Source organism: Sinomonas sp., assembly GCF_036848755.1.
Taxonomy (GTDB): Bacteria; Actinomycetota; Actinomycetes; order Actinomycetales; family Micrococcaceae; genus Sinomonas.
In genome coordinates this window covers 1-18,227 of sequence record NZ_DAIUJO010000021.1, presented here as the reverse complement: position 1 = coordinate 18,227, position 18,227 = coordinate 1, and the positions used below count along the sequence as shown (strand labels likewise).

Genomic DNA, 18,227 nt, shown 5'->3' with positions numbered 1-18,227 from the left:
GCTCATGCGTCTAGGCGTCCTCGACATCGGTTCGAACACCGTGCACCTCCTCTTGGTGGACGCCCATCCCGGCGCGCAGCCCGTCGCGTTCGCCTCGCACAAGCGATCGCTCTCCCTCGTGAAGCACCTCGACGACGACGGCAGCATCAGCGAGGAGGGCCAGCACGAGCTCATCGACTTCGTCCACGAGGCATGGGACTTCGCGGGCCGCCACGACGCGGAGGACCTGCTCGCGTTCTGCACGTCGGCCATCCGCGAGGCCGAGAACGGCGAGGCCGTGATCGAGCGGATCCACCGCGAGACGGGCGTGACTCTTCAGGAGCTCACTGGGCGCGAGGAGGCCGCGATGACTTTCTTCGCTGTGCGCCGCTGGTATGGCTGGGGACGTGAGAAGATCCTGTCCCTCGACATCGGGGGCGGATCGTTCGAGATGGCCATGGGCAACGACTCGCTCCCGGACATCGCCGAATCCGTGCCGCTCGGCGCCCAGCGGCTCACGCGCGACTGGCTCCCGGAGGACCCCCCTTCCGCGAAGTCAGTCAAGGAACTCCGGCGCTACATCCGCTCAACGCTCAAGCCGGTGGTCCGCGCGTTCCAAGAACTCGGCCAGCCGACGCTCGTGACCGGCACGTCGAAGACGTTCCGATCCCTCGCCCGGATTGCGGGGGCAGCACCCAGCGCGGCCGGCCCCTATGTCCGCCGAGTCCTGCAGCACACCGACCTCGGGATCTGGACGCAGCGGATTTCTGCCATGTCCTCCGCCGACAGGGTCCACCTGCCCGGGGTTTCCGAGGCGCGCGCGCTTCAGGTCCTCGCCGGGGCGCTCGTCGCGGAGGCCGCGATGGAGCTCTTCCACGTCGAGGAGCTCGAAATCTGCCCGTGGGCCCTTCGCGAAGGGCTCATACTGCGCCGTCTTGACCAGCTCGTCTTCGACGGGCCGCTCGCTCCACCCGACCACATCCGGCCGATCGCGAGCGAGCGCCGACGCATCGAAATGCAGCACCCAGCCTGGAGCGCCCAGTGAACGGCGCCGATCAGCCGCACTGGCGGAAAGCAGATGGTATGCCGGAGGTCCCAGTAGCGCTCTCGAGCGCATCCGTCTACCCGTTGAGCGTCCACGACGCGTTCGCATGTGCAGCCGACCTCGGCTACGACGGCGTCGAGGTCATGGTGACCAACAATGCGACCAGTCAGGAGCCGCAGGCCCTCATCCAGCTCTCGGAGCGATACGACCAGCCGATCGTCTCGATCCACGCGCCGACGCTTCTGCTGACCCAGCAGGTGTGGGGCGGCGCGTGGAACAAGATCCGCCGGTCGTGCGCGATGGCGCGGGAGGTAGGCTGCGACACCGTGGTCGTGCACCCGCCCTTCCGGTGGCAGACCGGCTACGCCGACGGCTTCACGATCGGGGTCCGGGACCTCGCCGAGGAGTACGAGGTGCACATCGCCGTCGAGAACATGTACCCGTGGCGGGTGCGGGGCCGCGACGCGCGGGCCTACCTCCCGCACTGGGACCCCGTAGGCCAGGGGTACCGAGACGTGACGTGGGACTTCTCCCATGCTGCGACGGCCCGGGAAGACAGTTTGGAAGCGCTCAAGTCCCTCGGTGACACGGTGCGCCACATCCACCTCACGGACGGCTCGGGCGGCTCGTTCCGGGACGAGCATCTGCTTCCGGGCGAAGGGACCCAGCGCGTCGGAGAATGCCTCGCCTACCTTGCGGATTCGGCGTTCGACGGCGTGATCGTGGCGGAGATCAGCACGCGCAAGGCGCGCTTCGCGGGGGAGCGCGAGGAGATGCTCGGCACGACCCTCGAGTTCGCGCGGAGGCATCTCGGGCAGCTCACGGATCGGAGCGGTGCCCAGCAGCGCGCGCGGTAGCTCCGGCGTCGTGCGTCTGCCCGGGCCGCTCCCCGCCCTGCGAGCAGCTTAAACGAGCAACGCCGGGCGGGTCGCGCAGGAAACTTTGGGGGGAATCTCCTGCACCCGCCCGGCGCCCGGGCCCGTTCCGGCGAACCGGAAGGACCCATCACTCGCACCTAATGAGTGATTCGAGTGTAGGAACCCTGGCTGGGCAAACCCTCGCTCCAGCCTGAAAAGCAGCTGGGAGCTGTGCCAGCGAAGGGGCGGCTCAGCCCAGCTCGCGCGTGATGTCCTTCGAACGCTCTGCTGCGGCCCGGGCGCCGTCGGCGATGATGCCCGGGAGGCCCCGCTCGTCGAACGTTGCGATCGCACGTTCCGTCGTCCCATTGGGGCTCGTCACCGCTCGACGCAACGCGATCGGATCGGCCCCGGGTTCGGCGAGCATGAAGCCCGCGCCCACGACGGTCTCCCGCGCGAGGCGGAGTGAGAGCTCCGGGTCGAGGCCGAGCCGGGTCCCGGCGTCGGCCATCGCCTCGGCGAGGTAGAACGCGTACGCCGGCCCGGACCCGCTCACTGCGCTGACGGCGTCGACCTGGTCCTCGGGAACCTCGACGACGAGCCCGAGGCTGTCGAACAGGCCTTTGACCTTCTCGATCTGCTCCCGCGTGGCGTGCGTGCCGCCAGAGACGGAGACGACGCCTCGCCCGACCCGCGCCGGAGTGTTGGGCATCGTGCGGATCACAGCCTGCCCCTCAGGGAGGGCCCGTTCGAGTTGGGCTATCGAGACCGCGGCGGCAACGCTGACGACGACGGCCGTCGGCGAGAGCGCGGGGGCGATCCTGCGCGCGAGGTCGGCAATCCCGACAGGCTTGACTCCGAGGATCACGAGCGAGGCCCCGCGGACGGCCTGTTGGTTCGCGTCGTCCTCTTCGCCGGTGGCCATGACAGTGACGCCGTAGCGCTTGGCCAGCTCCGCGGCGCGCTCGCGTCGGCGGACCGTCGCCGTCACCTCGGTCTTGGGGAAGCCTGCGGACAGGAGGCCGGCCATGATGGCCTCGTTCATGGAGCCGCAGCCGAGGAAGGCGATCTTGTTGCTCATGTGCCCATCCTGCCAGCCGTCGCACCCCGCGCGCATTCCCAGCTTCTTCACAACTTCGCTGAGGCCTACTCCCAAGAAGGCTGCCTACTGTTTTAAGTACCTCACAGGGTGCGAGTGATGGAGCGGCCGCTTCCCCCAAGCGGTCGCACGGCGCTGGCAGAGGCGGATATTGGTCCCCCACCTTCCCCGCATCTGCCAGCGCCTTACCCGTTAAGCCGGAAGACCAGGAATCAGGGGCGCGCCGCGAAGCGTTCGAGCAGGTCGACGTGGCCCGAGACGATGAGCATGTCGCGGCTGCTGACCTTCGTGTGCGGCTGCGCGTAGGTGAAGTCCTCGCCGGGACTCTTGACGCCCACGATCGTCACGCCGTACTTCGCCCGCACCTGGGACTCGGCGAGGGTAAACCCTTGGGTCTCCTTCGGGGGGTACATCTTGACGATGGCGAAGTCGTCGTCGAATTCGATGAAGTCCAGCATGCGGCCGCTCACGAGGTGGGCGGTGCGCACCCCGGCGTCGGCCTCGGGATAGATGACGTGGTTCGCCCCGATGCGGGAGAGGATCTTGCCGTGCGACGGCGTGATCGCCTTCGCCCAGAGGTGTTCGATGCCGAGGTCCACGAGGTTCGCCGTGATGAGGACCGAGGACTCGATCGAGGTCCCCACGCCCACCACCGCCGAACGGAACTCCTGGGCGCCGAGCTGGCGCAGGGACTCGATGTTGGTCGCATCGGCTTGGACGGCGTGCGTCAGGACAGGTGCCCAGGTCTCGACCAGATCCCGATCGCGCTCGATCGCGAGCACCTCGCGGCCCTGCTTGACGAGCTGCTGGGCGGTGGCCGCACCGAAGCGCCCCAGCCCGATGACGAGAACCGGCGCGTTCGGGTGGGGCCGGCCCGGGGGATTCTTGTCAGCCAATGATCGGCCTCTCTTCCGGATAGTGGTACAGCGATCTGCGCTGGCGCAGGGACAGTGCGGTTGCCATCGTGATGGTGCCCACGCGTCCGAAGAACATGAGCGCGGTGAGGATGTAGACCCCGGCTGGCGGGAGCTCCGAGGTGAGCCCGGTGCTGAGCCCGACGGTCGCGAACGCGGAGACCGAGTCGAAGAGGACCCGATCCAGGCTCTGTCCGGAGATCGCGAGCAGGAGCAGGCACGCGACCATGAGGAGCGTGGCCGCCATGACGATCACGCTGATGGCCAGCCGCATGATCTCCTGCGGGATGGTCCGCCCGAACGCGCGCACGTCGCGGTCCCCGCGTGCCTCGGCAACGATCGCGAGGAACATGACCGCGACGGTCGTGACCTTGATGCCGCCCGCCGTGGACGCCGACCCGCCGCCCGCGAACATGAGCGCGTCAGAGAGCAGGAGCGTCGACGGCGTGAGGTGGTTCATGTCGACGAGGTTGAATCCGAGCGATCGCGTCATGACGGACGCGAAGATTGCCTGCACGACCTTCTCGCCCGAGGGCATGCTCCCAATGGTCTGCGTGTTGTTCCATTCCATCGCACCCCAGAGGATGGCGCCGGCCACGAGCAGGATGATCGAGACGACGATCGTGAGCTTGGCGTGGAGGGTCCAGAAGCGGGCGCGCGCCTTGAAGCGCAAGAACACGAGGAGCACGGGGAACCCGAGGCTTCCGATGAAGCCGCCGACCATGAGCGGGACGAGGACCCAGAGGTCGTACTGGTAGGCGACCACGCCGTTGCTGTGCGGCGTGAAGCCCGCGTTGTTGAACGAGGAGATGGCATAGAACACGGCATGCCAGACGGCAGGCCAGAACTGCTCGCCCTGCGCCATGAAGGCTGGGGCGAGGAAGAGCGCCAGGACGCCCTCCACGACCACGGAAGTGGCGACGACGACCCGCAGGAGCCCGCCTACCTCGCCGAGGCGCCCCGCATTGTTCATCGCCTCCCGCGCGATGAGCTTGCCCCGGACGCCCAAACCCCGGCTCATCGCGAGCGAGAGGACCGATGCGAGGGTGAGGATGCCCAATCCGCCGATCTGGATGGCCAGGAGGATCACAACGTGCCCGAACGTCGACCAGTGCGTGGCCGTCGAGACGACGGTGAGGCCCGTGACGCACACGGCGGACGTCGCGGTGAAGAGCGACTCGTGGAGAGGGGTCACCTGGCCGTCGGCAGAAGCGAACGGAAGTGACAGCAGGAGGGTGAAGAAGACGATCACGCTGAAGAACGCGAGGAGCGCGAGGCGTGCGGGCGACGACGCGGCGAGCCGGTCGACGAAGTCGCGCAGCCCGGTCAGCGGGCCGAGGCTTTGGCGCGGCGGCGTGGGCCGCCATGACGACTCCGTCTCTACCACACTCAACCGTCTTTCATGCCGGGTCTGTTGGGCGGCCGAAGGCCGTACCGGACCAGTAAACCATGCGGGTCCGGTAGCCTGAGCTTATGTCCGACGCCGCACCGACGCAGCACTCGCCCGCGGCCTCGGGTGCGGCCCGCCGCCCGGACTTCGAGACGAGGGTCGCGTGGTCCGAGGCGCTCTGCGCCTACGACTTCGGCCCCCGCCATCCCATGCATCCGAGTCGGCTCGACATGACAGCTCGGCTCTGCGAGGACTTGGGGCTCTTCTCCCTTCCGCGCGTGTCCGTCGTCGAGCCCCACGTCGCGAGCGATGACGAGCTCGCCGCCGTGCACACGCGTGACTACATCGCCGCGGTCCGCCGCGTGAGCGAGGACCCGTCGTCGTCCGCTCCGGAACGTGGCCTCGGCACGGAGGACGACCCGGCCTTCGCCGGGATGCACGAGGCCAGCGCCCGGATCGCGGGCGGTTCCCTCGAAGCCGCCGACGCCGTGCTGGACGGCCGTGCGCAGCATGCCGTGAACTTTGCTGGGGGCATGCACCACGCCGCAGCGGACCACGCGAGCGGCTTCTGCATCTACAACGACGCCGCGCTCGCGATTCAGCGGCTGCTGGACGGCGGTGTCGGGCGGGTCGCCTACGTCGACGTCGACGTCCACCACGGGGACGGGACCCAGGGCGTGTTCTGGAACGATCCGCGGGTCCTGACCATCTCACTCCACGAGAGCGGGCTCACCCTGTTCCCGGGGACCGGTTTCCCGGACGAGATCGGGGGCCCGGAGGCCGCGGGGACTGCCGTCAACGTCGCCCTCCCTGCTAGAACGGGCGACGGCGGCTGGCTGCGGGCGTTCCACGCGATCGTTCCGCCGCTCGTCGAGGCATTCCGGCCCGAGGTGATCGTGAGCCAGCACGGCTGCGACTCCCACGCCCGCGATCCGCTCGCGGACCTTCGCACAAGCATCGACGCGCAGCGAGAGGTGGCCCTCACCGTGTCGCGGCTTGCCGCGCGCTTCTGCTCGGACCGCTGGATCGCCACCGGCGGAGGGGGCTACGACGTGATCCACGTGGTCCCCCGGGTGTGGACGCATCTCGTCGGCATCGCAGCCGGTCACCCCATCCACCTGCGCACTCCCGTCCCGGAATCGTGGCGCGAGTACGTCCGCGAGCATCACGCCGAGCGGCTCCTGCCCGGTGAAGATCTCCCCGAGAGCATGGGGGAGGAAGCGGATACGTGGTGGCGTTCGTGGGATATCGGCTTCAACCCGAACGACGCCGTGGACCGGGCCATCATGGCGACCCGGAGGGAAGTCTTTCCCCTCTACGGGCTGGACGCGTGGTTCGACTGAGGCGAGCGCCCAAGGGCGTTGCAGGTCGGTAGGCTGGAGTCATGATGACAGACATCTTCGCCGTCATCGCTGACCATACGCGGAGGGACATACTTCGCGAACTCTGTGCCGGCGACAAGGCGGTGGGCGAGCTCGTCGAGGCCCTCGACGCAAGCCAGCCCACGGTGTCGAAGCACCTGAAGGTCCTCCGCGACGCGGGCCTCGTGACCACGCGCGCCCAGGGACAGAAGCGCTACTACGCGCTCCGTCTCGAGCCGCTTGCCGAGGTCGGCGGCTGGCTCACCTCGCTGTGGACGACATCGGCCCCGGCACCCGAGGAATCGCCAGCGCCTTCGGCCGCCTCCGCCGTCGTGCCCTCTGCTTCCTCCCCGGCCGCGCCGGCAGTGCAGATCGCGGGGGGAAGCCCCCTCGAACCTGTGGCGCCCTCGCCCGCGGGCGTTGCGGCCGCTGGAACCCGACCGCAGCAGATCCAGCGCACCGTGGAGCGCACGGTCGAGCGCGCCGCGAAGGGCGCGGCCGAGATCATCGCAAACCTCCCGAAGTGGCGCCGGAAGGAACCGGGCCGCCAACAGGGCTAGCGCCAACAGGGCTAGCGCCAACAGGGCGAGCCAGGCCGTCCCGGCGCTTAGGTATACCTGTCCTCGCCAGTCCTCCGCTGGGCGGCCCATTTCGCGTACGGCCTACTCGTGCCCTCCGATGGCGCCGTCTGTACCGTGGCTGAATATGATCGGGGTCGCGTGGTGAAACGACTAATCGCCCTGGGCGCCGCAGCCGTGCTTGCCGTCTCGCTCGTCCTTGCCTTGCCGCTGTTCGCCGGACGGCTATTCGGTGGCACGCCGGCCTGTGCCGCAACGTGCGCAGCCGGGACGAGCGCGCCGAACGACAACTACCCCGGCGCCGTCGTGCGCGCAGACAACTTCGAAGCAGGCACGCTCTCCGGACTCACTGTGCAGACCAGCGGGACGGGAACGGCATCGGTTTCCTCCGCGCAGGCCCACGACGGAACCCATTCCGCCTTTCTGCACGCGACCGCGGATCGAAACTCGCGGGCCGACTTCTCGATAGCGCTGCCCTCGAACGCGCGCGAGGTCTATGCCGACGGCTGGTTCAATGTCACCCAGGCTGGCACGGCGGGCAGCAACGTCTCGTACTTCAGTTTCTTCTCGGGAAGCACCCGCTTCGTCGACGTCTACCGTGACAACAGCCACGGCCAGCTGTGGCTGCGCATCCTCGGGACGAGCAAGTCGTACACCTCCGTCCGCCTGGCGTCTTCCAGAGTCTCGCTGAACGCCTGGCACCACCTCGTGCTCCATGTGATCCCGAAGGGCAGCTCGACAACCGTCGAAGTATGGTTCGACGGGGCCTCGGTGTACTCCAGCCGCGAGGTCGACACGGCGGTGTCCTCCGTGACCAGCGTGATGGACGGCACCGAGCACTCCGCCCAAATGGGCGACATCTATATCGACGACCTCATCGTCAAGAGCGTGGCCGGCCCGGCACTGCCAGCCCTTGAGGCATCCTTCGCCGCCACCCCGACCTCGGGCGGGGCGCCGCTGAACGTGGCGTTCACCGACACCTCGCCGGGCGCCCCGACCTCCTGGTCTTGGGACTTCGGCGACGGGGCGACCTCCGCCGTGCAGAACCCGAACCACGTCTACAGCAAGCCCGGTACCTACACGGCGACCCTGACCGCAGCCAACGCCGGGGGCTCGAAGTCCGCCACCGAGACCATCACCGTCACCACCCTGGCCCAGCAGATGGACGCCAAGGCCGCTCTCTGGGGCCTTGGCAGCGCGACGAGCCCCGTCACGTCGATCCGCAACGGCGGCTTCTACCGCAACTATCAGCACGGCGCCGTCATATCGGCGCCGTCGAAGGTCCTGTTCGTCTCCCACGGGGGGATTCGCTTCGAGTGGGCGGCGCTCGGCTTCGAGAACGGCGTGATGGGCTATCCCACCACCGACGAGGTCGGGGGCCTGCGCGGCGGCGGGGTCTACCAGAACTTCGAGGGCGGCGCCATCATCTGGACTCAGGCCACTGGGCCCCACAAGTCCCTGGGCGCCATCCGCACCGCCTGGCAGTCCACGGGCTTCGAGAACGGCGTCCTCGGCTACCCGACGAGCGATGTCTACGCTGTCCCGAACGGCACGGCCCAGGACTTCCAAGGGGGCCGAATCTCCGATAGCGGCGGGGCCATCACCATCACCCATCGATGAGTGCGGACTCCTGCGACGGCACTACGCTCGCCCCTCGGTCGACTCCCTGACCACGAGCTCCGGCTTGAACACGACGTTGCGCGGCGCGAGCGATGGGTCCTCGGCCTCCTGGCGCAGGATCTGCACGGCGGTCTGGCCGATGAGATCCCGCGGCTGGCGCACTGAGGAAAGCGGGACGACGGCGGCGCTCGCGAAATCGATGTCGTCGTAGCCCACGATCGCCACGTCTTCCGGAACGCGAAGATGGCCCTCGCCCATGAGGACCTGGAGCGCGCCGATCGCGACGAGGTCGTTGCCGGCGACCAGGGCGTCTGGCCGCTCCGGGGCGTCCCGGGCGAGGAGCGCACGAGCGGCCCGGCGGCCGTCCTCGAAGCTCAGCCCCGCGGTCTCGATCGCCTCGACGGTTGCACCGTCGACCCTCGCGGCCGCGCTTTCGACGCCGGCGAGGCGGTCCTGGAGCTGGGCAAGGCCCGTGGGACCGCCCACGAAGGCGAGGCGCCGCCGCCCGAGGTCGAGCAGATGCTGGGCGGCGAGCCGGCCGCCTTCGACGTCGTCGACCGCGACGGAGCTGAGGCTGCGGCTGCCGGCGACCCGGTCGACGAGGACTGCCGGGGTGCCGCCGGCGCGGAGCCGCTCGAGTCGCTCGCCGAGGTCTCCGATCGGGGAGATCAGCAGGCCGAGCACGCGCTGCGTTTCGAAATAGTCGACGTGGGTGGCCTCCCTCTCGCGAGACTCGTCGCTGTTGGCCATCACGACGGAGAGGCCATCGCGCGCCGCCTCGTCCTCGGCGCCCCGGGCGACGTCGGTGAAGAAGGGGTTCCGGACGTCGAGCACAACGAGGCCGATCGTGGTCGACCGCCCGGCGCGCAGCTGCCGTGCGGCATCGTTGCGCACGAAGCCGAGTTCCTTGATGGCGGCGTGGACCCGTTCAACGGTGGCGGGCCGCACGATGTCGGGGCGGTTGAGAACGTTGGACACTGTGCCCACCGAGACGCCGGCGAGCTCCGCCACGTCGCGGATGCTCGCGGCCGTGTGGGACGGCGCTGACGAAGGGTGGGCACGGCTCATGCTGGGAGACTACCGCGACGTGAAAGGTTTCGCGTGATCCGATCGGCTGCCCCGTAACGGTCGTTCCGGCGGCTCAAGAGGACAGCTGCGGGGCATACGATGACACCAGTTCGGTGCCCGGGGGAAGTTCGCACTCGACGGCCAAGCCGCCGTCGTCCGCCCGGCCTCGGTCGCGACGCCAGGCAACCCTGAGCGTCCCCTCGTCGAGGGGCAGTTCCGCGCGCACCCAGTCGAGGCGGCACGCGGGCGGCCGGACTTCGAACCGTCCCGGCGCGACGCGGCGCAGGCCCAGAATGCCGTCCACGAGGACGGGCCAGGCGGCCGACGCCCACGCATGGGACTGGCTGTGGTCCGAGCCCTCGGCGAGTTCCCACGACTCCCACGCGAACGTCGCGCCCTCCGCGATCCACGCGAGGGGCCCACGGGAGGGATCGTCGAGCACGGTCCCGAGCGCGTCGTCGAGACGCCCAGCCTGGACCAGCGCCCAGAGGAGCCGGTGCCACGTCATCGGACCCATGCGGAGTCCGAGCGAGGCCGCGCGCCGCGCATCACTCGCCGCGCATTCCGGCCGGGTCGCGCCGACTGCGAGCGGGAACACGGTCGCGTGCTGCGAGGCGTGCGGGCTCGGGGAACCATCGGTTGCGAGGCCGTCCACGAACACGCCGTCCACCCGGAGGAGCCGGTGCATCGCGTCCGCGAGGGCCTCGGCGCGCTCCGCGAGAGCGGTTTCCTGCCGAGTGAGGCCAACGACGGCGGAGAGGCGCGCCGTCGCGGCGAGCGCGGAGAATGCCTGCGCGTTGACGGTGGTGCGAGCGGCCGCGGACATGTCGTACCCGAAGCGGTTCGGGGCGGGCCAGTCCACGATCCCGTGCAGGTACGGGCCCGACCCGCCGGCGAGGTCCGCCACGAGGCCCGCGCATGGGCCGTACTCTGCGACGGAGCGGAGCGCGTAGCCGCACGTCGCCTCGAGCTGGGGCAGGAGCTCGGCGACGAACGCGTCGTCGCCCGTATGCCGCCAATACGCCTCGGCCCATTCGGGCAGCATGAGGCTGAAGTCGGGGATGTCCCGCTTGCCGTCGCCGTTGGGGTAGACGGCGTTGACCCGCCCGTGCTCGCGGGGCGAGTTCCAATGGCGGCGCCCGGACCAACTGAACTCGCGGAGGGCCTGACGGGTGAACTCGCGCTCGCCGAAGGCGGCCATGGTCGCGTACGAGATGTTGGCCGCGTCCGCGAGGAACTGGCCCTTCTCGCGCGTCGGCGTGTCGACGAAGCGTTCCTGCACGCCGTGGAGGGCGGAGTCCTGGAGGAGCTGGAGCACACGGTTCAGCTGCGGGTCCGAGCATTCGACGACGGCCGCCGACGGGTGCGCAGCATGGACGACGGCGGCGTCCACGCGGGCGGGCCGGCGGCCCTCGAACTCGAGATAGCGGAAGCCGAGGTGCACGCGGGCTTCAAAGGATGCCGGCTGCGCATCGGCCGGTTCCCTTTCGGCCGGTTCCCTTTCGGCTGGTTCCCCTTCGGTCGGCCCCGCGAGGAATGACATGTCCGTGTTCTGGCTCGCCGTCGTGGAATCGTCGACACGGCCGTCGCCTGTCAGCCCGTACCCGGCCCGCAGACGCGTCGGCCGCGGCTGTTCCCCGCGTCCGAAGACGATCCGCGGCCTGCGCGCCCGCACGGTGCCGAAATCGGCGACGGGGGTTCCATCACGGGCCTCGAGCCAACGCACGGGCTCGTCGCGATGCTCGGCGACGTGGGCTCGGCGGGGATGCAGCACCGCCGGGAAGGCTTCCGAGGCGTGCGCCCCGAGCACACGGGCCGGCGCCCACCCGCCGTCGTCGAAGCCGGGCTGGTCCCATCCGCGAGGCGGTTCCGCGAGCCGATGCTCGACCGGATCGCCTTCGTCGTTGCGGTAGCCGGCCTGCGCGTAGGGGGCCTCGGCGACCCGCCACCCCGGTCCCGTGCCATACGTGGCGCGGCGGCCGTCGTCGTACTCGACGCGCAGCTCGGCGATCACTCCCGGCTCGGTCGCAGCCCGCCCCTGACCGGGGCCGTACCAGTGCGAAAGGACAGCGATCGCGGCGGCCGGGCCGGCCCCGGCGAGCTGCTCCGTGACGTCTGCGGCGTCGTAATAGTCCTCGCCCGCATAACCGAACGACGACAGGGCGAGGACCTCGCGGCCGCCGACGGAAACCCACGCCTGGTGGCGCGCGGCGGCGTAGAGCACCGCCCGCCGAATCCGGCCTTCTGGCCTGATCTCAGTTCGCAGCAGCGTCCATTCGTCGGGCTGACGGAACGGGGTCTCGGCGGGCCACGCGCCGAGGCCCTCGGCGGCGTCGTATCGGTACCTTGGCGTGCCCTCGGCATCGGAGACCGTGAGGGAGCGCAGGGCACCCTCGGCGCGCGGCGCTGCATGGAGCCCAAGGAGCGTCCCGACAGCGTGGGGCAGCGGGGCCCCGAGCACGTGCCTGCCGTCGACGGCGACCGCGAGCCGGCCCAGGCGTGCCTCCACCCGGAGGCGGAGCCATGGCCCGTCACCCGGCTTCGACGAGCTGTGGAGGGGAGCAGGGGATGCGGGCGCGTATGCCTCCGCGAGCGGGGCCGTCGCCCATTCGGATGGCTCGGCGGGTTGCTCCCACGCCGGAAGCGGCCGCACGACGATCCGGCTGTCGCGGGCGCACTCGAGGAGGAGGCCCGTCCCGGGGCCGGCGGAGTGGAAGACGAGACCAGCCATGCCGAGAACCGGCCGGAGCTCGGCCTCGATCACGAAGTCGGGACCAGTCTGGACGGGAATCGGAACGAACGGCGTGCCGTGCCAGCGCAGCGCGTTCCCGGCAAGCCGCAGGGGCGGGCGGCCGCCGGGGTTCCGACCGATCCACTGAGCGGACCAGTCGCTGTCCCCGAGCCCGGTTGCGAACTCGTGCTCGTCGCTCCACGGTCCCCACCCGCCGTCGGCTGTCTCGAGCCGCACGCGCCATCGGCACTCGGTGGCGGCGGGGAGGGTGGTGCCAGCCGGGACTGTCAGCCGGCTGGTGGCGTGCGGCGGGAGGGGAGAAGGGCCGGGTGCCCAGAGGAGGCGCCCGTCCGCGGCGCGAATCTCGGGCTCGGCGGCCACCGGCTGGAGCTGCTCCCCATCCGGGGCCAGAGTGGAAACCGGTTCCGCCTGCCACGACAATCGCGGGTTCGGGCCGGCCGTGAAGCAGCGCTCGGCACCCTCGACCCGCAGCCGGACCGGGTTCAGAGCGCGGGCCCCGACCATCAGGCGGCACCCCCGTCAGCAACGAGAGCGGCCGCCCCGTCCGCGGTGATCGGTCCGTCGACGAACCACATCCGGAACGTCCGTTCGAGCGACTCGCCGCCTCCCAGCTCCACTGCCCGCTCCCATGCGAGCGCGGAACCGACTCCCGGGTACCCGGCGAGACGCACGAACCACGGATCCTGTGGCGCCTCGGGGGCGGCGGCGACCACGATTCCGGCGTCGCCGCCTCCGAACGTGGAGCTCCAGGCGACCCAGGGGGCGGGATGTCCGTGGACCGCCTCTTCGCCTTCGTGGTCGGGCGTCATGACCACGGGCCGAGAACAGGGGGCAAGCCGCAGGAAGAACCCGCCGTAGCCCCCGCCCGTATTGCCGTTCGAACCGGGTCCCCCGAGGCTCACCGGGCCAGCCGCCTCGAGGCGGCTCTTGAGCTCGAGCCGCCACGCGCCGTCGCCGGCTGCCACGGCGCGCGCGAGCCTGTCCTCGCGCAGGAGAGTTGCGCCGTCGTGCGCCTCCCACCTCAGCGCGAGGCGCAGCGTTCCCGGACCGCTCTCGACGGCCTCGACCGTGATCCGCCCGTGGTCCGGGCGCCAGACGTACCGCCCGGCCTCGCGCGTGTAGGTGCGGCCACCCCACAGGTTGGTGCCGGAGACGTCTTGAAGCGCGAGGCCCAGCCCCAAGTGCCATGGATGGTCGAGCGGGAAGTGGTCGGTGACGGTGATCCCGCCCAGCGTCCTGACCGGATGGAGGTAGGGGCGCGGCGAGAGCGTCGGAGCGACGCGCTCGCCCCGCCGGAGCGCCGCGACAGCATCGCCGCCCGGAAGCGTGAGGACGGCAAGCGGTTCCTCAGGCGTGGCCCACGGCAGGCCCAGCTCGGAAAAGGTCGCCTGAGCCCGCACCGCTCGCGCGAGATCGCGCTCGATTCCGCGCACGACCGGACGGGCCGCTTCCCCCTCGCCGACCCAGTCCACGAACTCGTCCGGGATCTGCCGCGGCGCGGGGGCCGTGCGGACCGCCTCGAGGACGCTCATGAACGCGCCCGCGTCGGCGAGCGAGCTCAGGAGCGGAACTCCAGACGCAAGATGCTCGAGCAGGTTCTCGGTCAGATCGGTGCGGCCGAAGCGCTCCTCGCGCTCGCCGTTCGAGCTGCGGACGACGAGTCGGTCCTCGGTGTAGTAGAAGTCCGCTTCGCCTTCGGTGCCGTAGATCGTGACCCACGGTTCGGCCGATTCGCTTGCGCAGAGGGTGAGGGCGCACATGATCGGGACACCGTCCGCCGTCCGAATCCGCACGGCGGACGTGTCGTCCGCCTCGATCCGGTGCGCGTGGTAGAGGTCGACGTCGACGCTCGCGACGTCAGCTTCGCCTCGTGCCCCAGCGATCCGCAGCGCAGTCGCCACAGCATGGGCCAGCGGGTTGGTCACCACTCCGTCAATGACGTCGACCCCGTTGAGGCTGCGCTTGCCCGCCCAGCGCGACCGTGCGTAGTAGGCGAGGTCGCGCGTCCAGGCTCCGAAGGCGCCGACCGCGCGAAGTTCGCCGATCTCGCCAGAACCGAGCAATGCCTCGATCGCCGGGAGTGCGTGCGAGCCGAGGCTCTGGAACCCCACCTGAACCGCGGATTCGTGGCGATCGGCGTGCTCCACCAATTGGCGGTACGCGGCAAGCGATGGCACGGGCGGCTTTTCGAGATAGAGGTGAGCTCCGGCGTCGATCGCGACAGCCCCGAGCGGGCCGTGCGTCTGCAGCGGCGTCGCAATGATGGCCACGTCCGGCGTCGGACGCTCGGCGAGGAGGGCGTCGAGGCCGGCGTACGACGGCGTGCCGTCCGGAACGGTGCCATCGTCAGGCGGGCTGGGGTCGGCCACCGCGTCCAGGACGATGGCATCGGACTCGAGCAGCCGCTTCAGGTTGCGAAGATGCACGAGTCCGAAGCCGTGCACGCCGACGAGCGCGATGCGGGGCCGCCGCTGGATCGGGGATCTGCTGCCGACGGCGGTCCCCGGGGCGGAAGCCTGTGGGGACTCGGTGGAGTGTGCGGGGGTGCTCATGGAGCTCCTTTGCGCCGTGAGGGCCTTCAGGACTGAGGGAAAGCGTTTTCCAGAAGTCTCGCATGGGATCGCTGGCCTCGTCCAGAGGGCCTTGGGCGCGCGGCGCAGGCACGGCTCGTCAGTATCCGGAGGGGAAGCTGTAAGAGCTGGGAATCGTCGTCGGCGCTGGGCCGTGGACCAGCGCGATTTCTTCGTGCGCCTTCAGGACGACGTCCTTCGGGCTGCCTGCCTCCCTGGTCCCGTTCACGTAGACCTGCCAGGCGGAGGCGTCCGAATGCGCGCTGCCCGGGACGCTGCTCGTCCCGTCGAGGACGCCCCATTCGGTCAGAAGCTGGCCGAGGGTGTAGGTCAGGCCCGCCGTCGGGGCCTCGATGTGGATGATTCCTGATTCGTCGTGGGTGTGCAGGGCGGAGATGCCGTTCGGTTGTCCGTCTGCGCCGAAGCTGAAGCCGATCTCGGCTGGAACGGTGATGGCCCTGTCGTCCGCGATGACGTCGAGATGGGCGTGGTAGTGTTCCGCGCTGCCCTCGGCGGAGAGAACCTGGAGTCCCGCGGCCTTGATGTCGTCCGCACCGCGGGCCTGTACGAGCTGCCAGCCGGAAGGCGTCGCGGAGGCCGCGTCCCCGGAGGATGCGCCCGCTGAGGAGGCTGTGCCCGCTGAGGAGGCTGTGCCCGCTGAGGAGGCCGGGGAGGCCGGCGGCATTCCGGCTGACGACGAGCAGCCGGTCACCGCCAGGGCCAGCGTCGGAAGGATCAGGAGGGCAGGCTTTATTCTCACGTGTTCGACTCGCTTTCGCTGGACGCGGTGGGGCCAGTGTAGGGGTCCGAGCTGGGCCTCCTCCTAGCCGCTGGGCAGGGGCCCCCGGCGCCTGGCGCGCCCCGTTCCGCGCGTCGGACAACGTTGCGGTAAGAAGCTGTTGACCGCGCCGGCAGCTCGCTCTACTCTGGTAGAGACAGTTTTTGAATCGATTCACGAAATGGTATTCCGGAATCGCTTTCACGCATCGCTTTCACGAAATGCGACGACATGGTCGCCGTCGAACCTCAGGGAGCCCCATGAGCGAGACCGCAACGCGGCGGCGGATCTGCTTTCAGCAGCAGATCCATCCGGACCACATCGAGGAGTACAAGCGGCGCCACGCCGCGGTCTGGCCCGAGATGCTCGAGGCCCTCCGCGATGCGGGCTGGCACAACTACTCCCTCTTCCTCCGGCCCGACGGCCTCCTGATCGGCTACGTCGAGACGGACAGCCTCGACGCGGCCACTGCTCGGATGGCTGCCTACGAGGTGAATGCCCGCTGGCAGGCTGAGATGGCCGACCTCTTCGATGGCATCGAAGCGCCACCCGATGAATCCTTCGTCCCGCTCGAGGAAGTCTTCAACCTCGAAGACCAGCTCGAGGCCGCCGCGAACGGGCCCCAGATTTCGACCGACAAGATTTCGACAGAACAGACCACAGGAGAGCAAGCATGAGCACTGTCCGGATTCCCGAGGCCCTCGACGGGCTCGCGATCGAGGTTCCCTCGTGGGCCTACGGCAACTCGGGTACGCGATTCAAGGTGTTCGGCACTCCGGGCACCCCCCGCACCGTCCAGGAGAAGCTGCAGGACGCGGCGAAGGTCAACGAGCTCACGGGCCTCGCGCCGAGCGTCGCACTGCACATCCCGTGGGACAAGGTCGAGGACTACGCGGCGCTGCGCGAGTACGCCGCGGGTCTGGGCGTGAGGCTCGGCACGATCAACTCGAACACGTTCCAGGACGACGTCTACAAGTTCGGCTCGCTCACGCACTCCGACGCGGCGGTGCGCCGGCGGGCTGTCGAGCACCACCTCGAGTGCATCGACATCATGGACGAAACCGGGTCCCGTGACCTGAAGGTCTGGCTCGCGGACGGCACGAACTACCCGGGTCAGGACGACATCCGCGCCCGGCAGGACCGCCTCGCCGAATCGCTCGCCGAGATCTACGCCCGGCTGGGCGAGGACCAGCGGCTCGTGCTCGAGTACAAGTTCTTCGAGCCTGCGTTCTACCACACCGATGTCCCGGACTGGGGCACGTCCTACGCCCAGACGCTCGCCCTGGGCGAGAAGGCGTTCGTGTGCCTGGACACGGGCCACCACGCCCCGGGCACCAACATCGAGTTCATCGTGGCTCAGCTCCTGCGGCTCGGGAAGCTCGGCTCCTTCGACTTCAACTCTCGCTTCTACGCCGACGACGACCTCATCGTCGGCGCCGCGGACCCGTTCCAGCTCTTCCGCATCATGGTCGAAGTGGTCCGCGGAGGCGGGCTCGGCCCGGACTCGGGCGTGGCGCTCATGCTCGACCAGTGCCACAACCTCGAGGAGAAGATTCCGGGCCAGATCCGCTCGGTGCTCAATGTCCAGGAGATGACGCTGCGCGCCCTGCTCCTCGACCGTGCGGCCCTGGCCGAGGCCCAGAGGAACCACGACGTCCTCGCCGCGAACGCCGTCTTCATGGACGCGTTCTACACCGACGTCCGTCCGGCCCTCGCCGCGTGGCGAGAGGAGCGCGGCCTGCCCGCCGACCCGATGGCCGCCTACGGCGCTTCCGGCTACCAGAAGCTCATCAACGACACCCGCGTCGGCGGCACCCAGGCCGGCTGGGGCGCGTAGGCCAGCCCTCGCCGTCGTCCGTCCCGACCCCTGACTCGCAGAAGGAAGACCCCGAGACCATGAACCAGACGCAGAATCCAGCTGTCGCCCAGCTGATCGCCCGCTCGAACCGGCTGGGCGCCGACAAGCGCAATACGAACTACGCCGGCGGCAACACCTCCGCCAAGGGCACCGAGACCGATCCCGTCACGGGCGAGCCCGTCGAACTCCTGTGGGTCAAGGGCTCCGGGGGGGACCTCGGGACCCTGACCGAGAAGAACCTCGCAGTGCTGCGCCTGGACCGGCTCCGCGCGCTGAAGGGCGTGTATCCGGGGGTCGAGCGCGAGGACGAGATGGTCGCCGCGTTCGACTACTGCCTGCACGGCAAGGGCGGTGCCGC

The 18,227-nt window shown here is 69.7% G+C and carries 15 protein-coding genes; 8 read left to right on the top strand and 7 right to left on the bottom strand.

Annotation, left to right across the window (positions count from 1 at the left end):
• Positions 1 to 4 precede the first annotated feature (4 nt).
• Positions 5 to 1,024, top strand: coding sequence for a Ppx/GppA phosphatase family protein (locus tag V7053_RS05090; RefSeq protein WP_334171185.1), 1,020 nt, complete (start codon positions 5 to 7; stop codon positions 1,022 to 1,024).
• 38 nt (positions 1,025 to 1,062) lie between these two features.
• Complete coding sequence (locus tag V7053_RS05085; protein WP_334171184.1) at positions 1,063 to 1,881, top strand: sugar phosphate isomerase/epimerase family protein; 819 nt, start codon at positions 1,063 to 1,065, stop codon at positions 1,879 to 1,881.
• 250 nt (positions 1,882 to 2,131) lie between these two features.
• On the opposite strand, the gene proC is transcribed toward V7053_RS05085, so the two are convergent.
• The 3 genes from proC to V7053_RS05070 all read right to left on the bottom strand — a co-directional run bounded on the left by proC (position 2,132) and on the right by V7053_RS05070 (position 5,281).
• A complete protein-coding gene (gene proC / locus V7053_RS05080) occupies positions 2,132 to 2,962 on the bottom strand; it encodes a pyrroline-5-carboxylate reductase (protein WP_334171183.1) in 831 nt (276 codons plus the stop codon).
• A gap of 230 nt (positions 2,963 to 3,192) precedes the next feature.
• Positions 3,193 to 3,876, bottom strand: coding sequence for a potassium channel family protein (locus tag V7053_RS05075; RefSeq protein WP_334171182.1), 684 nt, complete (start codon positions 3,874 to 3,876; stop codon positions 3,193 to 3,195).
• A complete protein-coding gene (locus V7053_RS05070) occupies positions 3,869 to 5,281 on the bottom strand; it encodes a TrkH family potassium uptake protein (protein ID WP_334171181.1) in 1,413 nt (470 codons plus the stop codon). Before V7053_RS05070 ends, V7053_RS05075 begins: the two co-directional genes overlap by 8 nt.
• A gap of 86 nt (positions 5,282 to 5,367) precedes the next feature.
• Between V7053_RS05070 and V7053_RS05065 the strand changes: the two genes are divergently transcribed.
• The 3 genes from V7053_RS05065 to V7053_RS05055 all read left to right on the top strand — a co-directional run bounded on the left by V7053_RS05065 (position 5,368) and on the right by V7053_RS05055 (position 8,843).
• Positions 5,368 to 6,627, top strand: coding sequence for an acetoin utilization protein AcuC (locus V7053_RS05065; protein WP_443022513.1), 1,260 nt, complete (start codon positions 5,368 to 5,370; stop codon positions 6,625 to 6,627).
• Between the two features lie 41 nt (positions 6,628 to 6,668).
• Positions 6,669 to 7,205, top strand: coding sequence for an ArsR/SmtB family transcription factor (locus V7053_RS05060; RefSeq protein WP_334171180.1), 537 nt, complete (start codon positions 6,669 to 6,671; stop codon positions 7,203 to 7,205).
• Positions 7,206 to 7,364: 159 nt separating this feature from the next.
• Positions 7,365 to 8,843, top strand: coding sequence for a PKD domain-containing protein (locus V7053_RS05055; protein ID WP_334171179.1), 1,479 nt, complete (start codon positions 7,365 to 7,367; stop codon positions 8,841 to 8,843).
• Between the two features lie 21 nt (positions 8,844 to 8,864).
• Here V7053_RS05055 and V7053_RS05050 read toward each other — a convergent pair whose 3' ends face one another.
• The 4 genes from V7053_RS05050 to V7053_RS05035 all read right to left on the bottom strand — a co-directional run bounded on the left by V7053_RS05050 (position 8,865) and on the right by V7053_RS05035 (position 15,993).
• Positions 8,865 to 9,911 (bottom strand): LacI family DNA-binding transcriptional regulator, encoded by a 1,047-nt coding sequence (locus V7053_RS05050; RefSeq protein ID WP_334171178.1) that lies wholly within the window; start codon positions 9,909 to 9,911, stop codon positions 8,865 to 8,867.
• A gap of 73 nt (positions 9,912 to 9,984) precedes the next feature.
• Positions 9,985 to 13,167: an alpha-L-rhamnosidase-related protein gene (locus V7053_RS05045; RefSeq protein WP_334171177.1), complete on the bottom strand. Its 3,183-nt coding sequence runs from the start codon at positions 13,165 to 13,167 to the stop codon at positions 9,985 to 9,987.
• Positions 13,167 to 15,215, bottom strand: a complete 2,049-nt coding sequence (locus V7053_RS05040; protein WP_334171176.1) for a DUF6807 family protein — start codon at positions 15,213 to 15,215, stop codon at positions 13,167 to 13,169. Before V7053_RS05040 ends, V7053_RS05045 begins: the two co-directional genes overlap by 1 nt.
• A 118-nt stretch (positions 15,216 to 15,333) precedes the next feature.
• Complete coding sequence (locus V7053_RS05035; protein WP_334171175.1) at positions 15,334 to 15,993, bottom strand: hypothetical protein; 660 nt, start codon at positions 15,991 to 15,993, stop codon at positions 15,334 to 15,336.
• 278 nt (positions 15,994 to 16,271) lie between these two features.
• Between V7053_RS05035 and V7053_RS05030 the strand changes: the two genes are divergently transcribed.
• The 3 genes from V7053_RS05030 to V7053_RS05020 form a co-directional block, all read left to right on the top strand.
• Entirely contained in the window at positions 16,272 to 16,688 is a 417-nt protein-coding gene (locus V7053_RS05030; protein WP_334171174.1) for an L-rhamnose mutarotase, read from the top strand.
• Positions 16,685 to 17,848 (top strand): L-rhamnose isomerase, encoded by a 1,164-nt coding sequence (gene rhaI, locus V7053_RS05025; protein ID WP_334171173.1) that lies wholly within the window; start codon positions 16,685 to 16,687, stop codon positions 17,846 to 17,848. Before V7053_RS05030 ends, rhaI begins: the two co-directional genes overlap by 4 nt.
• Positions 17,849 to 17,907: 59 nt before the next feature.
• Positions 17,908 to 18,227: class II aldolase/adducin family protein (locus tag V7053_RS05020; RefSeq protein ID WP_334171172.1), on the top strand; the 320-nt coding region annotated here is incomplete at its 3' end.